Genomic DNA, 19,470 nt, shown 5'->3' on the forward strand with positions numbered 1-19,470 from the left:
ATGAACGATGAAGTATGAATGATGAATTCCGGACTCCGGCATTCATCGCTCATCGTTCATAATTCATCGTTTCCCTTCCTTCCCTCGTTTGCAGTTTTCAGGGCACAGAAACCCGGAGGATAGATGATGGAGTATGGAGGATGGAAAACGTCTTTCGCCATCCACACCTGTTCCTTCAGGCGTATCTTGACAATTTGACGAAGACGGTCGGTTGGTGATGAAGCGGTGGTTCGGTCCATCTTCCATCTTCCAACCTCCATCTTCCAGTTTCTGGCGGGAATGCCGGCGCGGAACCACACGTTCCCATCCCGAACACGACCGTGAAACGCGCCAGGGCCTATGGTACTCGGAGGGTAACCTCCCGGGAGATACGGTCCCCGCCAGATTACTTTACAGAACAACCTCACCTTAACCGGTGGGGTTGTTCTGCGTTATGGGGCTGAGGGCTGGGGGCTGAGGGCTGAGGGCCGAGGGGTTCCTAGTTCCTAGTTCCTAGTTCCGAGATCCGAGAGAGCCGGGTTCACCGCAGTGGGGCACGGAGGGGCGCGTAGAATATGCAGAAGGCACAATGATGATTGATGAATGGAGGGCGGCTGGTAGTGTCGGCGGGGACGCCGACACTACTGTGATGCCAGGCCCTTAGGATTTGTGGCGTTTGGCGAGCGCATCCGCCAGGCGGCGGAACTCCTTAAGCGCGGCGGCCGATTTGGCGGGCGTGCCGAGATCCTGCACCAGCATCACCGGAACGTAGTCCTTGCCGCCGATGCTGTTCAAGGACCGTGCGGCGTTCTGACGGTAGCCGTCCATCCCCATTCTGAGATTCTCCTGCGTGAAGAGACCCTCATTGCGGGGATCGTCGATCAACTGTGCGAGGCGGAGAGACTTCTCCCCGGTGTGGGGCGGCTCGCCCAAGGCTTTCAAGATTCCGATCCGCGCGTCGGAACCAGCGAACGGCTTCTCCGAGTAGAAAACGTCCTCTAATACGGGCCACTGAGCCTTTGGCCCTCCCCCCGTGGATTGGTCCACTTGAGTTGATAGGATGAGCTCCAGGAGAGGAGTCATCCGAAGTGAAGGGGAAACGCTACAGCGAGGAGCAGATCCTACGCGTTTTGCAGGAGATCGATTCCGGCAAGACGATCGCGGCTGTGTGCCGTGAACAGGGCTTGTCGGAGCAGACGGTCTACCGCTGGCGGTCGAAGTACGCTGGTATGCAGGAAGCGGACGTCCATCGCCTCCGGGTGCTGGAAGATGAGAACCGTCGGCTGAAGCACCTGGTGGCGGAGTTATCCCTGGACAACCAGGCGCTGAAAGAGCTGGCCAAGGGAAACTGGTAAGCCCCGTCCGCCGCAGACAGGCGGCGGGGCACCTGATACGAAGTGGGTTCTCGACGCGGAGGGCTTGCCGTCTGGTGTCGTTGTCGCGCGCGTCGCTCCAGCACAAAGGGGAATTGCGCTCCGCTCGCGACAACGAGGTTGTGGGGCATATCCGCGACATTCTGACGAAGCACCGGGACTACGGTTGCCCCCGGGTCCATGCGGAGCTGGCGCGGCGTGGGGTGGTTCTGAACCGGAAGCGGCTGCACCGTCTTTGGATGCAGGAGGGGTTCAGTTTGCGGTGCCGTCATCGGAAGCGGCGCCGGATACAGGGCAGCGGGGAGCGCGGCCTTGTGGCCAATCGGCCGAACTGTCAGCGGCGGGTGTAAAATGGACAAAAGGGCGCGGTTGAAAATTCCCCACCTGTAGGCGAGAGCGCCACCCTTTCCTGTAAGGGAAGGAGGTGGCCGTATGCTACGAGGAGGGACCGTGGAGAGAATACGGGAACTGAGGGATTCGGGTCTGTCGGTAAGCGAGATCGCCCGCCAGACCGGCTACGACCGCAAGACCATTCGGAAGTACCTGAAAACGACGGAGCCGCCGAGGTACGGGCCGAGGAGGCCGCGGCCGCCCAGGGAGTTGCCTTACGGGTACGCGAAGCTCGGTGCCTACCACCCTTACCTGGACCGACGCATGGACGAAGGCGTCTGGAGTGCCGTGGTCCTGTTCCGGGAGCTGCAGGCCCAGGGCTACGACGGCGGCTACACCCGGGTGAAAGACTACATCCGTCCCAAGAGGAAGGACGCCAAAGAGCTTGCGGTGCGGCGGTACGAGACGCCGCCGGGCAAGCAGGCTCAGGTGGACTGGGCGCAGATCGGCACCTACGAGGAGGACGGGGAGCGGCATCGGCTGTATGCTTTCGTCTTCACTCTGGGCTGCAGCCGGGCGCTGTTCGCCGATGCCTGCACCAGCCAGAGCATGAGCGTGTTCCTGAGGATGCATGAAGCCGCCTTCCTGGAGTTGGGCGGTGTACCCTCTGAAATCCTGTACGACTGGATGAAGACGGTGGCTTCCGGGGTGGACGAACGCGGCGAAGTACGTTGGAACCCGAAGTTTCTGGACTTTGCTAGTCACTGGGGCTTCACTCCAAAGCTCTGCCACCCGTACCGGCCCCAGACCAAGGGGAAGATCGAGAGCAGCGTCGGCTACGTGAGGAAGAGTTTCGTGACGGGGTTGAAAGCGGTTAGCGTGTCTGACACCAGCCGGCAGCTGAAAAGCTGGGTATGGGAGGTGGCGAACCGCCGGGTGCACGGAACAACGCACCGGGTGGTGCTGCAAGCCTGGAAAGAGGAAAGGGCATACCTTCAGCCGGCTGCCGGCCGTCCCTCCTACCCGTATGTGGAAGAGGAAACGCGCAAGGTCAGCCGCGATGCCTTTGTCGCCTACCACGCCAACCGGCTCTCGGTGCCGTGGGTGCTGGCAGGCTCACAGGTGACGGTTCGAGAGGGGCTGGAGCGCATCGAGGTGGTGAAGGACGGCGCGACGGTGGCGGTCCACCCGCTCCCTTTGGGCAAGCACCAGGTGCTCATCCAGAAGGAGCACCATGCCGGGATGCCGTACGCCCTGGAAGAGGCCAACAGTCACAAGCCGATGCTGCGGCTTTTGCGGCCGACGCCCGAGGTCGAGATCCGTTCTCTGTCTGTCTATGACGACCTCCTAGTCCTGGGAGGTGCCCAGTGACAGCAGTGACAGTTATCGAGCAACTCCACGATCACCTGCTACCACTGGGGCTGGCCGGTGTGGACAACAACTTGGAGACGCACTTGGAGCGGGCCGGCCGGGAGAACCCCTCTTACGCGGATTTCCTTTTAGGGTTGGTGGCCGAGGAGACGAGCTTCCGCAAGGACAAGAGCCTGACGGGAAGGATACAGCAATCCCGGCTCCCCTATGTGAAAACGCTGGAGCAGTTTGACTTCGCCTTCCAGCCGAGCATCGACAAGCGGCAGATCCAGGAGTTGCAGACGCTGCGCTTCGTGCACGAGGCGGAGAACGTGGTGTTTCTCGGACCGCCGGGAGTCGGAAAGACCCATCTGTCGGTCGCACTCGCCATGGAGGCGATGAAAGCCGGCTTCTCCGCCCATTACAGCACCGCCCAGGACCTGGTGACGGACCTCGGGAAGGCGGCCAGGGAGGGGAAGCTCGCTCAGAAACTGAAGACGTACCTGCGGCCGAAGGTGCTGGTCATTGACGAGATCGGCTACCTGCCGCTGGATGAACTGGGGGCTACGCTACTGTTCCAGTTGGTGAGCACGCGCTACGAGAGGGGAAGCATTCTTCTCACCAGCAACAAGAGCTTTGCCGACTGGGGAAGCATCTTCAACGACACGGTGCTGGCCTCCGCCATTCTAGACCGCCTGCTGCACCACGCCACGACAGTCAACATCCGCGGCCAGAGCTACCGGCTCAAGGAACGCAAGAAGGCAGGACTGTTGTCCGCTCCGGCGATAGCGCTGGAAGACAGCAAACCAAAGAACTGACCCACAAGGTCAGACAGGTGGGGAATTTTCACCCGCGCCCAATTGGGGATTTTTCAGGCGCCGTTGACAGGTGTCACAGGGTGATTGAAAACGCTGCCGACAATAAGGTCTCCGAAGGCGTCGATCCCGCGACAAACAACCCCGGCTGGAATACGATCAAGAAGCACTGTCCGAATCTAGCGAAGGTCGAGCTCTGTGGTGTTAACGTACCAGATTGGGTCAAGAAATGCATCAATTGCATACAGAAGGCCAAGGGTCATCTGACAATCGACGGTACGATCCGCAACTGGATCGACATCTATGGTGATGTGATCAAGGGGGCAACTAAAGGTGCAAAGTAATAAAGTGAGCACCGGGCGCTGGTTGCTGATGGCGTGTTTCTTTCTCGTCGGAATCGTGTGTGCTGCAGGAGGTTACACGGCAGGCGTTCGGGCAAGAGGCGAGGCGATCCGCCGTGCTTTGATACAACGGGACGCTGAGGACCAACTCCGCGCCGCATCCGCTTATCTCGGAGCCTTCACACGGGGCGACATGAACAATTTCGTATCGGTAGCCTCAGCACATACTTGGTCTCCTCGGGCTCTGTATTACGGAAAGTACCCCATTTCTCACTGGGTCCGTTTCTGGTACGATACACAGACGGTGGCACCGCGTCTTCAAGGGATCCGGAACATCAGACTCGGCCCGACCCTTACGAAGGACTTCCTAGAGTCCGCAGCCCCGTACGAGCTGCACGAAACCGGCTGGCGAGCCCTTGATCGCGGAAAATGATGAACGTCAACTAGAATTTCTGTTGGCGACAATTAGAATTACCGGGCCGTTGCCTCACGTAAAATCCAACCCGTCACACTCGGTACTTGCGATTGGTATCTACGTCTCACCCTCTCCCGCGGAACCGGCATCCGACGGGTCTTTCGGTTTCTGTCCATTCTTCCTCGCGGCCTCCATGCGGTAGCTCGGAAGATTTAGTTCCAAGATTACGCTGTGGTGGACCAGCCGGTCGATCGCCGCCGCAGTCGTCATCGGATCCTTAAAGATGCTTTCCCACTTCGAGAACGGCAGGTTGCTCGTAATCAACACGCTACCCCTCTCATACCGTTCGGCGAGGAGCGTGAATAAGACTTCCATCTCTTCGCGGTTCTGTTGCACGTAACCGAGATCGTCGATCAAGAGCGCGTCGTAGACACCCAGTCTCCGAAGCTTATTGGGCAGGACCAGGTCCCGCTTTGCCGCGAGCAGTTCCTGAACCAGCAGGCTCGTCGTCGTGTACCGCACCCGGTATCCCTTATGCACCATCTCCTGGCAAAGTCCGCACAACAGGTGCGTCTTACCGCTGCCCGGGTTCCCAAACGCCAGCACGTTCTCCTTGCGACCAAGGAAACCTCCGTCAAGGAGCGCCGCCACCTGTTGCTGCAACCGTCTCGGAAAGCGTGACAAGTCAAAGCTCTCCAGCGTCTTCTCCAGCGGCAGCCGCGATTCCCGTAGAAGCCTCTCGATCCGGTTTCGGCGCCGCACCTCGCACTCGCAGGTGAGAAGCTCGCAGAGGTATGCCTCGTAGGACAGCGATTCGGCGATGGCGGTCCTGGTCACCTCCTGGTAGGAGGCGCGCATCGCCGGCAGATGTAGTTCCTTCAACAACTCCTCCAGGCGGTTGGCGGTTGTGTCAGACATACGCTGCCTCCCGGCTCAGAAGACTGTCGTACGCGTAAAGATCCGCCACCGGCACCGCGATATCCGTCACCTTGGGCAATAACGCCGCCGTTGCCACCAGCGCCCTCACTGCCTCGACTGTCAAAACCTCTTCCTTTCCCAGCAAGTAGGAAAGTGCCGCGTCAACGCGCTCCTCGCTCTCCTTGGCCGCCATCTCCAGGATGCACAGATAGGCCCGAACACCCGTCCGTTCGTCGTTTGCGACCAGTCTGTCGTACGCTTCCCGGAACCGGCTGGTCGGGTACAGATCCTCCCTGTATCGGTACGAGAGGAACGCTCCCGGCTTTCTCACAAGGCTGTCGATGACGTGGCGGTACTGGATGTAGTGCTGGTTCTGGCCGATGAGCCGGGGCAGCGTCTCCACCAACACGCCGCCATACCGCACTTCGATCCGCTCTGAGAAAGCTTTGGCCTCCACCGTCTCACCGATGAGACGCGAGGGCAACGAATATGTGTTGTGGATCACCCGGATCGTGCTGCCGGGCCCCACAGTCAATCGCATCTGTCGACCGGCCGGAAAACGGGAAAGAGGCAACAGCGATAGACACGCCTGCTCCTCCCGGAACCGGACGGTCCGCCCTTTGTTCAGCCGTGTAAAGAGATCGGACAGGTATCGCTCGTATTCGGTCCGGCTTCCAAACTCCCGGCTGCCTCGAAGTCTCAGAGCCTGGTCCAACTTCTCCACGAAGCGGTGATGGCGCTGCTCCACATCGCCATTCTCGTTGGGCCTTCCCGGAGAGATGTGCTCGCCGGGGAAACCGCAGTGTTTCAAGAGTGCCTGGTACCTTTGTGTGAACTCGTCCTGGCTCTCCGGCTTCCTGACCGCCGCCGACAGGGAATCGGTCCGGTGGCGCTTCGGCACACCGCCCAGGGTCCACAGTGCGTTCTGCAGACCCTCCGACAGGCTCTCGAAACTCTCCGAGAAAACGAATGTTCCCGTCTCCCAGTTCGAGTACGTGAGCACGAAATGGTACAGCATGTGCCGAAACAGCACGCCGCCAATCGTCACGCCGAGCTTCGTCAGATGACAGAAGTCGCTCTCGCACACGTCGCCAGCACGGTGCAGTTGCGCAAAGAAGACTTCCTTCTGCGGCCCTTCGGTGGCCCGCCAGTGTTTCACCTGGCGCTGAAGAGTGCGCAACTGGCCGTCCTGGAATCGACCGGGATAGCGCCTCTGCAGATCCTCGAATAGAGTCAACGCCTGGAGGTCAGGATCCTTATTCAAAAGCTCTTCTACTTCATCCCATACGCCGACGAATGGATTCTCCCGTGTCCGATAGGCACGCGGCTTTCGCGTCGCGCTCGGGCTTTGCCCCCGATTGCGCCATGTCCTTCCCGTCTTTTCACACATTCCGGCTTTGGCCGCCGCTGCGGACAAAGGCTTTCCCGCTACAATCTCCCGCATCAGAATCACCACCTGTTGGTCTGTGACCATCGGCTGTCTCTACCTCCTTACTGTTCAAGAAGGATAGAAACCAGCCTCAGATCGACTCACAAAGCGGTAACTCTAGTTGTCGTCAACCATACTTTCATATTGTCGCTCATCACGGCCCTTCATCGGGCTGTGAATGCCTCTGGCATCAGCAACCCCAGGGCCGTGTGGGGCCGTTCTGAAATGTAATCTCGGTGCCAGGCCTTCAGTTTCCGGTGGACGTCCTCCAGTTACAGAAACCAGTTCTGGCTCAGGCACTCCTGGCGGAGTCTGCCATTGAAGGCCTCAACGTACGCTTTGTCGGTTGGTTTACCCGGGCGGCTGAACTCTACCGTCACCCCTTCACGATGCGCCCACTCGTCAAGGTCTTTCCCGATGAACTCAGGACCGATATCCACGTGGATGATCTTCGGCAGGCCCATCCGGCTCGCTGTCTGGTCCTTTGCCGTGCTCACATATCGATGGCTTGATCGATTCACCTGAAGCACGGCGCACGCCCTTCGCTCGCTCACGTCAAAGCCGACGCGCAGAAAAGAAACCAGATCTCTCTTCTGGGCCGGCTTCAGAACTTATTTCGCAGCACCTCCTGAAGCATGTGCTTGACGAGCGTCAGATAGGCGACCAAGCCCTTCTCCGCTTGTTCTCGTCATCGAGTTGGCGCAGCCGCTGCAGTTCCGCGACACCCATGCCGGCAAACTTGCGCTTCCAGCGGTAATACATCGGCTCCGTGATGCCCGTCTTCCGGCACACCTCGGTTACAGCCGTACCGCTCTCCGCCTGCCGTAAGTCATAGGCGATCTGCTGGTTCGTGTACCCCTTCTTCATCTGATTCCTCCTGGACACCGTCAGTATCCCAAATTCGGTAAATACTAGCGCAACCTGTGGATCAGTTTTCTGGGGACCAAGCAATCCTATCCGCGACACAGTGTCGCACCGTACGGATCTTTCCGTTTCGTGAGCGGATCCCTACATCGATGTCAATCCGCTGGACGTCGAGCCTCGTTAAGCGTCGCGGTACGCTCTCGGTATAAAATTCAGGCCAAATGCCACTATACAACATGACCGACTTCAACGTTTCGAAGTAGCCCGCCAACAGAGCGCTGGCAAGATTGCCCCGGGCAACAGGTCGGTTCCGGCGCAAGGCGGAAGGAGGGTCATATGGCCAAGGCAACAATCATTGGGACACTGCTCGAATCGCAGGAGGCAGGAGGGGTCGAGCGTGATCCCGGCGCGGCATTCACATCGTACTCCGACAGTGGGTCGGGCGCAGAATCCGGTGCAATCGCGCTATTCAACTTGGGTTCGCCGACATCCGAGGCGGACCTGAACCGCCGCCTCAACGAGGCGGCAAAGATCTTGGTGAGGGGGGCAATTCGGGCAGCGATGGCAGCCAAGTTGGGAGGCGAATGAGTCGGCAAAAGCTGCAATGAAAGATAAACAATGCATATAAAAATAAGATAGATATGTATAACGCTAACACCTGCCTCGGATAGCGCCTATATATGTTATCGGTATATAGGCGCCAACGTTTTCGCTGCAGGACATAACATTAATGTGTGCTATATTAATATGCAGCAGTCAAGTTGACGGCTGCGAAGGGAGCATCGCATGAAGATTGATCTCACACCTCCACGCGACGGTAGCGTCTACCGCGTTGGAGCGTACGTTCGGGTGTCTGTCGACGACGAGAGGAACGGCAGCCATACATTTGAGACGCAGAGGGCCCGTATTACTGAAAAACTCGACCGGATCTACGGCAAGGGCAACTACGTCGCCGACGAGTTCATTGACAACGGCTTGTCGGGAGGATACGGTCCGGAGCCCACTGGAAGTGAGAAACGAACCCGCCCAGGCTTCAAGAAATTCGAGACCGCACTGAAGACAGGTGCATACGACGCTATGATCGTCTATGACCTAAGCCGGTTTACACGGACGCCTCGATGGTTGGAGGTCTTCATAGACGACGTAGTTGAGCCATTTGGCATTCGGTTCATCTCCGCCAGAGAAGACGTGGACCTGGCAACAACAGAAGGGCGGAGCATGGCCCGCTTTTTGACGCTGGGGAATACGATGTTCCGGGAGGGTTTGAAGAAACGAATACAAGACGCTGTCGACACTCGCACCTCGCAAGGCTTTCTCCATGGCAACCCGGGTTATGGTTGGGCCTGGGAGCCCATACAGAACGTTCCCATCAAGGGACGCCGCAGGATAATTCGCAACGAGGAGCAGGGCCGCTGGGTGATCCAGATCAAGGACTGGGCTCTCGCAGGCTGGGGCACGGTTCGCATCGCGGATGAACTCAACAGATTGGGTGTGAGGACGCCTTCAGGTAATGGCGTATGGGCCTTCGGTAGCGCTCGCAATATTCTTGACAGCGTGCATCACGCGGGGTACATCAAGCCGAGACGCGGGGAGCTGACGCGAGGCGACCACTTCGACCGTCGCTACTACGACCTTGAAGACTACGAGCGCATCCAGGCGGTCCGCCCGAAGCGCGGCGTCCACAAACGAACCCCGCACGCCGCGAGTGAGCTCCTGAACGGAGTCGCCACTTGCGCCCGATGCGGTACACGCTTGTACATCAGTCTCTCCCGGAAAAGTGCATACCACAGTTACCGCTGCATCACGAAGGACGAGCGCGGGAACAAGACATGTCCGAAGGTGACTGTCCGAGGGGAATCGCTCGAGGCACTGGTGATCGGGCAGTTGGAGGAGTTCGCCGGCAGCCCTGACTTCAACGATACGATCGACCGCGAGGCCGCCCGTTCGGCCACGGAGGAAGAGCAGCGGAATATCGACCGCAGAGCGCACGTTCAACGAGAACTCGAGGGGATTAGCGTCCAATTCTCCAGGTGGGCGAATATGGTGACCAGGGAACTAATCACCGAAAACCAGTTCGCCGAATTCAACGTCGAACTCGGTTCCAAACAGTCGGCGCTGAACGCCGAGCTCTCGGACATCGAGAAGGCGCTGAGCGATCGGACTTCCCGCGAGCAGACACTGGTCCGTGTGCGCAAGGCCGTCGCGGATTTCCCCGCCGTCTGGAGGCATCTCAACCCAGACGAGCGCCGGGGAATGATCGCGCTCCTCGTCGAGCGACTTTTCGTTGACCGAGACGGAGACACGGCGACTGTAACCTTCAAGATGGCATGCCTTCCTGAGGTTGTGCTGCCCATGTCAGCGGTTCCGCCGCCCCGCAGCCGTCCAACAGGGGTCGAAACGCTGACGCTGCGGCAACTGGCGATCCTGCAGCACCTGCGGATGGGGAAAACCCCCTCGGAGGCGGCGGATGCGATGGGCGTGACCTACGGTTGCGTACAAATCACGCTAAGGCTGATCCGCAAGCACCTGGGCTACCACGAATTCAAGGACCTGATCGAGGTCGCGACACCCAAACTGAATGAGATGCTGCCATTCCTACCGATGGGACCCAGTGAGAAGCGTGATCCGGGCACGGTGCCAACTCTCACCGAGGCTGAGGGTCAGGTGTTCCGCCCGTTGGCGGCCGGGGCGACTTCTAAGGAAGTGGCCAGGCTCACGGGGTTCCCAAAGAAGAAAGTGGACGGCCACCGCGCGAACATCCTCCGGAAACTCGGTGCGAAGACGATTTTCGAAGCGTCACAGAAGGCCAGACCGCTCGGGTTGCTCGCGTGAGATGGCCGGCATCGGCGCGGGGAATCTCTGTCTGACGCGGCGGACGACCCCTAGTTCTCTGATCGCGGCGCCGTATGAGTCTGGGCCGGCGCGAACCGGCCCAGATATAACACAACACCAGCATCCGATCTCTGACGCCTGGCCGGGAGTTCTTGCATCCGTCTAGTACGGAATCCCTATCACCCGACAGAATGAATGCAAACAGACACCGGCCGCTGGCGCAGCGGGCTAGCCCATATGCGCCAGCGGCTTCACCGTGTGTCGACCGGGCCCAAATCCAAAGCCATCCGTGTGTGCTCTCGACTTCCGCTCGGACTGTCTCCTGCCTCTGATAAGTTACGCTGCAGATGTCGAGTGCTCGAAATGGGCCGTACTCCGGCCGGTTCCGTCATCTTGCACCACGAGGCGCGTGTCGATGCGTTGCCGTAGTTCCTCGACATGCGAAATGATCCCGACCAGACGCCCGCCCGCCTGCAGCCCCTCCAGCGTTGCGATCGTCTCGTCCAGTGCCTCGGGGTCCAGATGCCCAAAACCTTCATCAACGAAGATGGTGTCCAAACGAGCCCCGACGCTCTCCGCACAGACCACGTCGGACAGCGCAAGCGCGAGCGACAGAGCCGCCTGGAAAGTCTCACCACCGGACAGAGTATTGACGGGGCGATCCTTTCCGGTGTGGGCGTCTTCAGCGAGGATCTCGAGGCCCGCCGATCGGCGGCGATCGGAATTGTTTAGTCCTCTTAACAATCTGTACCGTCCGCTACTCATCGCGTGCAGCCGATGAGACGCAAAATCGAGAACCTGATCAAGGTACCTGGCGAGGACCCATCGCTGAAAGGAAACCGTGCCGTTGGCAACTTCGGCGATGTGCCCGATGACCTCACAGCGTGCCCGGCGTGCGACCACCCTGGTCTCGATCTCCTCGGCGCGGGCGATACACGAATGTAGGTTTTCGATCTCCTGTTCCTGCGTAGCGATAGAACCCACCAAATCGTCGTGGAACCGTTCGGTCTCCTCTTTGCGGGTGAGTAGGAGGGCGAGGTTCGGGGCTTCGGTGCTGGCGGTTGCCGTCGCGGCACGTTGGGCACGATCTTCCGCGGCGAAGTAGTCGCTATCGAACTGCCGAATCTCCATTTCCAGATGAGAGAGGCTTGGAACGCTCGCAGCGGCCAGGTCAAGGGACTCTTCATCAGCGAAGTCGGAACCCTGCATGAGGGCCTCGAGATGCTGCTGCGCCGCAGCCGCCTCAGCGGTGCGTTCGGCCATGCCTTCTGTGGTTGCTTTGAGCGCTGCGCCGGCGCGGACAACCTCAATGTGGGCGGAATGCGCGTCCGACTGAGCGGATTGCAGAGCCGTTCGCAACAATTCAGCCGATTCGTGCGCGGCGACGATGGAGTTCTCCAGGGCGGAGGCATCGGCAAACTCGGTCGGCAAGGCCCCACGACGTGCTTCAAGCACGGCGTTGCGGCCGCTGAGATCGAGTTGTGCCGCCTCTCGCTGTTTTCCTGCCTCAGCCAAGGCAGTGGAAGCGCCTGCATGCACAGCCGTCAGGCACTGCAATTCCCCCTGAAGGGACGGCAGGCGATCCGATGCTTCCTTGGCAACGGTAACCGCGTCCCTATGCAGCGCCAGTTCGACACCGAGTTCTTCAGTGTCCTTAGGTGCCGCTGCACCGAGCGTCTTCAGCAGCGCCGCGCGTTGCTTTTGTGTCGCCGTGATTGCCTGACGTTGGTCGCGGACGTCTCCCTGGGCCACTCGCGCTGCCGCCTCCAGAGCGCGAGCGTCTGTTTCCGCCTGTGTGACGGCCGACTGTTCCGGGACGCTCTCCTCCAACGTAGCGGGAGCGGGGTGTTTGAGCGACCCGCATACCGGGCAGGGCTTGCCTTCGGTCAGGTTTCGGGCCAGCATGCCTGCGGCCCCCTCGTCCCATTGGCGCCGCCAATCGTCTGCTACATTGCGGGCTGCCGCGGCCGATTCATCAGCCGTGCTGGAGGTCGCCTCACGGTCGACCAGTTCATCCTCCTCAACAAGCAGTCTCGTTTCGACAGCATTCAGATCCTGGCGTTGATCATAGGTTTGTTGCGCTGCCCTGAATCTCGCCTCTGCGAGGGCTAACTCGCCAGCGGCCGCGGTCGCGCCAGCCAAAGCCTTGTCGGCGGCGTTAACCGCGGCCTGGGCGGCGTGAACCCGTTCAGTATCCGTCCGCTCGACGTCCATGGCGACGTCCAATGCAGCCTGCGCGGCATCAACGGCTCGGAGCGCTTCATCTACGTCCGCTGCCGCCTTCCGAAGCCCCTCCAAATACTGGACCCTCTTGTCGGCGTCGGTTCGCTCGCCCGCCCGCGCGTTCTCCCGCTCCACAAGTGCTACCTTATCCTGCGCGACGGCCTCAGCCCGGGCCAGATTCACTTGGGCAGCGGCTACGGCCACTTGAGCAGTCTTCACCGCACCTTCCGCCTTATTCCTGGCGTCGAGCACGGGAACGACTGGCTGTGCCCGCCGGGCGGATCCCGCCGTTGCCCGGTACGCTTCGATGAGAGGAGACCGCTCCGTCACCTCCAGCAACGCTGCATCCGCCTCCGATTTCTCCGCCAACGCCGCTGCCTGACGCTGTCCTTCGGCGAGGTGGGATTGAGCCAATGCACACGCTGCCCTGGCAATCCCCAACTGCTGATTCTGATCTACCAGCGTAGCGGCCCGGAGAACTAGCCACTCGCGGTAGTCATCAACCGTGTCCTCATCCAGGACGCCACGTAACTCATCAATGTCACTCTTGATCTCGGATTCCAGGGCCTTCTGCCGGTCGCGCAATCCCTCCTGCAGAACCCGGCATCGGTCGGTCGAGAAGAGGCGTTCGAGGATGGGCTCCCGTTCTTTCGAGGATGCGCGAAGGAAAGCTTCGAATTTCCCCTGGGGGAGCACAACCACCTGTCGGAACTGCTCCAACGTGAATCCCAGGATCTCCGCGACGCGTTCGGTCACCGTTGTTGGTCTGTCAGCGATCACGTGACCATCGCCATTGGAATTGCAATCAGTACGGTCCCACAGGATCGCCTGGGGCGGCTGGGTGGTCATACCCGCCCCCTTCTTTCGTGGCCGAGCACACTCGAGCGAGCGCCGGACACGGTATTCCTTGTTACCGTGGTTGAAGTCGAGAACTACCTCCGTTGCCTGATCGGGGTGCGCATAATCGCTGCGCAGTTGCTCGGGCGTGCGGTCACCGCCAGACGTCCCACCATAGAGTCCAAGGCACATCGCGTCAAGGATTGTCGTCTTCCCGGATCCGGTCTTGCCGTGGATGAGGAACAGGAGTTCCGGGCCGAGCGCATCGAAATCGATAACGACCTCGTCGGCAAATGGTCCAAATGCTTGCAGTGTGAGCCGGGTTGGCTTCATAGAGTACCACCTTTCATCCCATCGTCAATTACACTGAGGAGTTCGCGTGTGTGCTCTGCTCCAATCTCGTTACCCGTTACGTCGGCGTAGAACTGCTTGAACAGGTCCTCAAGGCTCAGAATGCGGGCGTCCGCAGGCGAAATGCCGCCGAGTTCGCCCGCCACCCCAATCTCTTTTCGCCTGACGGCAAGGCAGTGTGGATACACCCCGGCCAATCGCGCCGCGGCATCGGACACGAGCGCATCGTCCGTGTAGACGATCTCCAGGTAATCGTCCGTTGGCCCATAGCGATCCGAGCGGGTGATAAGGTCGTCGAAGCGGCCCTCAATGGACCGCACGTCATGGATCGGCGTGAGCGGTTCCTGCCGTATCGTCACCATGCCTCGCTTACAGATTTCCACCACGGAAACAGACTTTTGGTGATCCTCGTGGAATGAGTACTTCAATGGTGACCCGGCGTAATGGACATGTTGGCGCGTGCCGTGCGTTTGCGGTCTGTGCAGATGGCCCAACGCTACGTAGGAGAATCCGTTAAAGATGGACGTCGGAATCTCGCCGGCGCCCCCGACGCTGAGTTCCCGTTCGGCCTCTTCCGTGGATTGTCCGCCCGCCACGAAAGCATGGGCGACCAGTATGCAGCGCTCGCCCTCGACGAGCTTTTCGCGGGCTCGCGCAACGAGTGCCGCCATCGCCGCCTCGTGGTCGTGCAGCCCGACGGTTGAATCATCCAGCAGTTCGCGCACGACGGCCGGGTGAGTGTACGGCAGGGCAATGACTCTGACGGGTCCGTGCCGATCGGTGACATCGAAGGCAGTGATCGCCGGGTCCAGTGGGCCGACGATATGAAGGCCCATCGACTCCAACATCCCGGAGGCGAACCCAAGGCGATCCGGGCCATCGTGATTCCCTGCGATCAACAGGACCTTGAACCCGTGATTTTGGACCAGGGTGCTCAGTACGTCGTCCAACAGGCGTACCGCCTCAGCGCCTGGGATGGCGCGGTCGTAGACATCGCCGGCGATAACAATCAGGTCGGGCTTTTCCCGGACCGCGATGCCCGTGATCCGATCCAGGACAAGGCGCTGGTCTTCGAGCAAACTTCGGCCGCAAAGCCTGCGACCGAGATGCCAATCAGCGGTGTGAAGTACTTTCATTATTCCGTCCTCCTTTGCGCCCAGCGTGCCAGGGCAACCAAGATGCGCGATCCTTTTACGTCCACTCGATTCTCCTTTTTGAGCCGGTCTAGTTCGGCCCTCTGTTCACAAGACCTGCATACGCATTGTACGCTAATATGCGGATTAGCGTAGTATCGATGCAATGATGGCAGTCTTCGGAGTCGAACGACAAGGATCATCGAACGAGGGTGGGTGTTAAACCGTGTCGCACCAGGTAGCCCAGGCGCGAAAGGCGAATTTGTGCCGCTTCGGACGAGACATTGAACATTTCGGCGATCCTTGCAGTGAGGTGCGCACCTTCAGTCGAGGATTCGTACACAGGACAAGGCATGCCGGTAGCATCCAGGTAATCAACTACGGCACGGCGAGTCCCTGTGGCAGGCATCAGGAGGGCGCCACAGCAGAACCCCGCCTGCCATTCCATCCAGTCTGATTGCTTTGCCCGTAGGATGGTGCGTCGCTGGCAGACCTGCCGATTGGTGGTCTCGGTGTCGAGGAAAAGACCCGAGGTCGGCTCTCTGCGTTCAAACAGTGGAGCATGAAAGTGTACATGCCCATACTCGTGTGCCAGCGTAGTACGAAGGCGGTGCTCGCGCTGGCTGTTCGTTGTCAGAGTAGATGCAATCTTGACGCGAGGCAGCTTTCCGCGGATGAACTCGGTCATACCTTCAACGTCCGGCCCTTCAGCGGTCAGGTCGGCATATACATCGAGGTCGTCAGCATCACATTCGATCAGGGTCGTGAGCGCATTCGTCGGCACCGGCAGCACCACCTCGCCGCAATACCGCTCCAGGTGCTGCACGATAATTGTCTCACAAAGGTGGTCGAGCTCTTCCTCTAGATAGTAAGGGCGCTGAGTGAATCGACCGGTAGCATCGTTGCACCACTTCAATGGTGGTCATCCCCTAGCGACCGGCGAAATGCCTTAAACGCTTCGCGCACCTGTCCTTGATCAACGGCGATGTCGCGGATGTCGCTTGGCAGCTGTCCGGCCAGAAAGCACAGGTACTCAACGTCCAAATCAAGTAGGACGGCGATCTGCCGCAGGAGATCCTCGGAGGGTGGGTTCCGGCGGTCGTGCTCGATGTCGTTCAAATACTGAGGCGAGATCGGCTTACCGTCGTCCTTCATCAGTCTTGCCGCCAGGTCCTTCTGGCTCAGCAGCTTGGCCTTGCGGGCTGCCGCAATGACTTTTCCAAATGCCATAATGCCTCAGTATTCAGAGATCCGCTGATTAGCGGTTAAGACGCATTCGTCACGGTGAGTGTAGTTCCTCCGTTCCCGATGCGCCAAGTAGTGCACGCGATGGGTCATCAAAGCTGCGCCTAGACAGCCCGCCAGCCATGCCGAATTCGCTGCGGCGGTTTGCACCCACGTAATCTACCTCGCCCCACTGGTCGAAGGTTCGTCGTTGGTGCTCGACGAATGGGTCACACCGCCTGGCCACCGAACGACCGAGGCGCCATCTTTCGCCGAGCATTTCTCTAAGCCCCGGCGACAGTCTCCAAGCGTCGATCGCCAGGTTTGTCACGAGGCGCTAGGCCGGCCCCGAGGGTGACTATTGGCCGCAAACGCCTGGGATTCCACGTGAAAAATCTACAGTCCCGCACAGTTCAAGCCATGAACACGGGGACGAATGAGTGTTTCTAGATGTGGCTTCGGAGTTAACCTTCATAGCACCGCACGATTCTCTCCGTACCCACCTTTCTACGTGAAGCGTCGTCAAATTCAAGCATCTGTATCTCGGTCCGTGCGTGGTCCTAAGTTGCGTCCCCACATATTCACACCAGGCATGGACATAGTGCTGTCCATGCGCTACCCATACCATGGGTTCAGTGAGGAACACCACGATGCCGAAACCACGCTTTGCAGCCCACACACCAAACGACGACGGCCGATGGCAAACGCTCGAAGACCACCTGCGTGAAGTATCTGAGCTGTGTCGCAAGTTCGGGGAACCGTTAGGTTTCGGGGAAACCGCTGCATGGATGGGGCGCCTACACGACATTGGCAAGGCTAGTGACGGTTTTCAAGATTACCTCACTCGGTGTGATGCCGCAATGCATGGAGGGCCACCTCCGCCGCCGCACGGGCCCGATCACTCGACTGCCGGAGCACAACGCATTTGGAGTGAGCGCGGTGATTCGCCCTTCAGGCACCTTGCCTGCGAGATCATTGCCCTCTGCATTGCTTCCCATCACTCCGGATTGGTCGATTCTGTTGCGCCCGATGGAGTAGATATTCTCAGCAAGCGTCTGGCAAAACCAACTGAACCCGCAGGAGACGGGTTCGACGGCGGCATCCTGGAAAATCTGATCCGCCCACTCGAATCTTCAACAATGGTTGACGAGTTCCGAGAACGGTTGGAACAGGTACTTGACGGGACGCAGCCGCAACTCGTCCGTGACTTCAACCTTGGTTTCCTCACCCGCTTCCTGTTCAGCGGGTTGATCGACGCCGATCGTCTGAATTCCGCAGGGCGCAAGCCCTTGCCAAAACCGCAATGGCCTCATTTGGTTGACGTACTTGAAGCCAACCTTAGGTCTCTCTCTGGTGACCGTCAAATAGACGAGATCCGATCCGGTGTCTCACTGTCCTGCCTTGAATTCGCAAAGCGGGAGAACGGGATATACCAACTGACCGTACCTACTGGAGGAGGCAAGACCCTTGCGAGCCTTCGATTCGCGCTCCACCATGCTGACCGGTGCCAAATGGACCGCATTGTCTACGTTGTGCCCTACACGTCGATCATCGACCAGAACGCCCGCGTTGCCCGCTCTGTGTTCGCGTTTCTCGAAAACCGGGGCGAAACGATAGTTCTTGAGCACCACTCAAATCTAACCCCCGAACGGGAGACTCGCCAGAATAAGCTGCTGTCTGAAAACTGGGACGCTCCGATCATATTCACAACTGCTGTTCAGTTGCTCGAAGCACTCTTCGCTGGCGGTACAAGGGGAGTACGGCGCCTTCACCAACTGGCCAATTCCATCATTGTCTTCGACGAGATCCAAACAATTCCGATTCGAACCGTTCACCTCTTTAACAACGCCATCAACTTTCTCGCCAGGCAGTGCGGATCGACAGTCGTGTTCTGCACGGCGACCCAACCGCTTCTCGACCAGGTTGACGCGACCAAGGGAGCGGCAGGATTAACACCTTCATGCCAAATGGTCCCTGACACAAAGGGTTTGTTCAAAGCGCTCAAGCGAACAACAATTGAAGACCGATGCAAGGCGGGAGGATGGTCGAGAGCCGAGGTCAAGGAATTGGCTCTTGAGCGGTTGACGGAAGCCAGCAGCGTACTGGTGATTGTCAACACCAAGGGCCAGGCAAGGGAACTCTTCCAAGACTTGCAGGATAAGGCAACTCTTGTGTATCACCTCACCACGAGCATGTGCGCCGCTCATCGTGAATCCGTGTTCAGCAAGATCAATATCTGCCTGAATCAAAAACGGCGCGTGCCCGTGATATGCGTCAGCACCTCGCTGATCGAGGCCGGCGTTGACGTGGACTTCGGCAGCGTCATCCGCTATCTGACAGGCCTTGATTCCATCGCTCAAGCCGCCGGACGCTGCAATCGAAACGGCCTACAGGATACAGGGCAAGTACTTGTCATCAACCCGGCAAACGAAAACCTCGACCGATTACCTGAGGTTAGGATTGCGAGGAATGTTGCCCAGCGTGTACTGAGTGAATTCCGCGCCGACCCTGCTCAGTTCGACAACGATCTGCAGAGTCCGGCGGCGATGACTCGCTTCTATCAGTACTACTTCTTCGAGCGAGCACACGAAATGGCTTATCCCGTAACGCTCAGCGAAGCCGGGAGGAAGGACGATCTGCTGTCATTACTGTCAACAAACCGCCTGTCTGTCGAAGCGTACAAACGATCGACGAAGACAGCCCCCCAACACCTCCTTCGTCAGTCATTTGGGGCCGCCGGAAGTGCATTCAAAGCCATTGACGCTCCCACTGAAGGCGTGGTCGTGCCTTACGGCGAACAGGGCAGGAGCATCATCGCGGAATTGCTCGCGGCCTCTCGAATGGAAGAGAGACGCCTCTTGCTGAAGCGAGCGCAACGGTATTCCGTGAATCTGTATCCACACGAGATCCAGGAGTTGACACGGCGGGATGCGCTCAGAGAGTTTTGGGAAGGAAGCGGTATTCAATACCTTGACGAACGCTACTACAGCGATGAATTCGGCGTGAGCCTGGAACCGGTTTCAGATCTCTCGCCGCTCATCGTGTAAGGAGGAGAG

Annotated in this window: 14 protein-coding genes, 1 rRNA gene and 1 pseudogene; 8 read left to right on the plus strand and 8 right to left on the minus strand. The window is 59.2% G+C overall.

All coding sequences use genetic code 11. From position 1 onward, the window contains the following. Positions 1-269 precede the first annotated feature (269 nt). Positions 270-386, plus strand: a 5S ribosomal RNA gene (gene rrf, locus VGM51_01555). 253 nt (positions 387-639) lie between these two features. Here the strand turns inward: rrf and VGM51_01560 are convergent. Beyond that, entirely contained in the window at positions 640-921 is a 282-nt protein-coding gene (locus VGM51_01560) for a hypothetical protein (protein HEY3411722.1), read from the minus strand. Between the two features lie 146 nt (positions 922-1,067). Here VGM51_01560 and VGM51_01565 point away from each other — a divergent pair, with 146 nt between their 5' ends. The 4 genes from VGM51_01565 to VGM51_01580 all read left to right on the plus strand — a co-directional run bounded on the left by VGM51_01565 (position 1,068) and on the right by VGM51_01580 (position 4,191). Continuing rightward, a complete protein-coding gene (locus tag VGM51_01565) occupies positions 1,068-1,334 on the plus strand; it encodes a transposase (GenBank protein ID HEY3411723.1) in 267 nt (88 codons plus the stop codon). Positions 1,335-1,784: 450 nt separating this feature from the next. Then, positions 1,785-3,053, plus strand: coding sequence for an IS21 family transposase (gene istA / locus VGM51_01570; GenBank protein HEY3411724.1), 1,269 nt, complete (start codon positions 1,785-1,787; stop codon positions 3,051-3,053). Between the two features lie 14 nt (positions 3,054-3,067). Then, positions 3,068-3,850: an IS21-like element helper ATPase IstB gene (gene istB / locus VGM51_01575; GenBank protein HEY3411725.1), complete on the plus strand. Its 783-nt coding sequence runs from the start codon at positions 3,068-3,070 to the stop codon at positions 3,848-3,850. 80 nt (positions 3,851-3,930) lie between these two features. Then, on the plus strand, positions 3,931-4,191 hold the full coding sequence (locus tag VGM51_01580) for a hypothetical protein (GenBank protein ID HEY3411726.1): 261 nt from the start codon (positions 3,931-3,933) through the stop codon (positions 4,189-4,191). A 529-nt stretch (positions 4,192-4,720) separates the two neighbouring features. Here VGM51_01580 and istB (VGM51_01585) read toward each other — a convergent pair. From istB (VGM51_01585) to VGM51_01595, 3 genes and pseudogenes are all read right to left on the minus strand, one after another. After that, positions 4,721-5,521, minus strand: a complete 801-nt coding sequence (istB, locus tag VGM51_01585; protein ID HEY3411727.1) for an IS21-like element helper ATPase IstB — start codon at positions 5,519-5,521, stop codon at positions 4,721-4,723. After that, positions 5,514-6,965 carry an IS21 family transposase gene (gene istA, locus VGM51_01590; protein HEY3411728.1) on the minus strand — a complete coding sequence of 484 codons (1,452 nt, stop codon included), beginning with the start codon at positions 6,963-6,965 and terminating at the stop codon, positions 5,514-5,516. The genes istB (VGM51_01585) and istA (VGM51_01590) overlap by 8 nt, the downstream gene beginning before the upstream one ends. Before the next feature lie 149 nt (positions 6,966-7,114). Next, positions 7,115-7,817 (minus strand): annotated as a pseudogene (locus tag VGM51_01595) (integrase core domain-containing protein). A gap of 333 nt (positions 7,818-8,150) precedes the next feature. Here VGM51_01595 and VGM51_01600 point away from each other — a divergent pair. Further along, positions 8,151-8,402 (plus strand): hypothetical protein, encoded by a 252-nt coding sequence (locus VGM51_01600; GenBank protein ID HEY3411729.1) that lies wholly within the window; start codon positions 8,151-8,153, stop codon positions 8,400-8,402. Between the two features lie 198 nt (positions 8,403-8,600). Next, positions 8,601-10,646, plus strand: a complete 2,046-nt coding sequence (locus VGM51_01605; GenBank protein ID HEY3411730.1) for a recombinase family protein — start codon at positions 8,601-8,603, stop codon at positions 10,644-10,646. A gap of 336 nt (positions 10,647-10,982) precedes the next feature. On the opposite strand, the gene VGM51_01610 is transcribed toward VGM51_01605, so the two are convergent. From VGM51_01610 to VGM51_01625, 4 genes are all read right to left on the minus strand, one after another. Further along, positions 10,983-14,039: an SMC family ATPase gene (locus VGM51_01610; protein HEY3411731.1), complete on the minus strand. Its 3,057-nt coding sequence runs from the start codon at positions 14,037-14,039 to the stop codon at positions 10,983-10,985. Further along, positions 14,036-15,193: an exonuclease SbcCD subunit D gene (locus VGM51_01615; protein ID HEY3411732.1), complete on the minus strand. Its 1,158-nt coding sequence runs from the start codon at positions 15,191-15,193 to the stop codon at positions 14,036-14,038. Before VGM51_01615 ends, VGM51_01610 begins: the two co-directional genes overlap by 4 nt. Positions 15,194-15,389: 196 nt before the next feature. Then, positions 15,390-16,106, minus strand: a complete 717-nt coding sequence (locus tag VGM51_01620) for an ImmA/IrrE family metallo-endopeptidase (GenBank protein HEY3411733.1) — start codon at positions 16,104-16,106, stop codon at positions 15,390-15,392. Further along, positions 16,103-16,420, minus strand: coding sequence for a helix-turn-helix transcriptional regulator (locus VGM51_01625; protein HEY3411734.1), 318 nt, complete (start codon positions 16,418-16,420; stop codon positions 16,103-16,105). The genes VGM51_01620 and VGM51_01625 overlap by 4 nt, the downstream gene beginning before the upstream one ends. A 644-nt stretch (positions 16,421-17,064) precedes the next feature. Here VGM51_01625 and cas3 point away from each other — a divergent pair. Further along, positions 17,065-19,461, plus strand: a complete 2,397-nt coding sequence (gene cas3 / locus VGM51_01630; protein ID HEY3411735.1) for a CRISPR-associated helicase Cas3' — start codon at positions 17,065-17,067, stop codon at positions 19,459-19,461. Positions 19,462-19,470 lie beyond the last annotated feature (9 nt).

This window comes from Armatimonadota bacterium (genome assembly GCA_036504095.1).
Classification (GTDB): Bacteria; Armatimonadota; DTGP01; order JAKQQT01; family JAKQQT01; genus DASXUL01.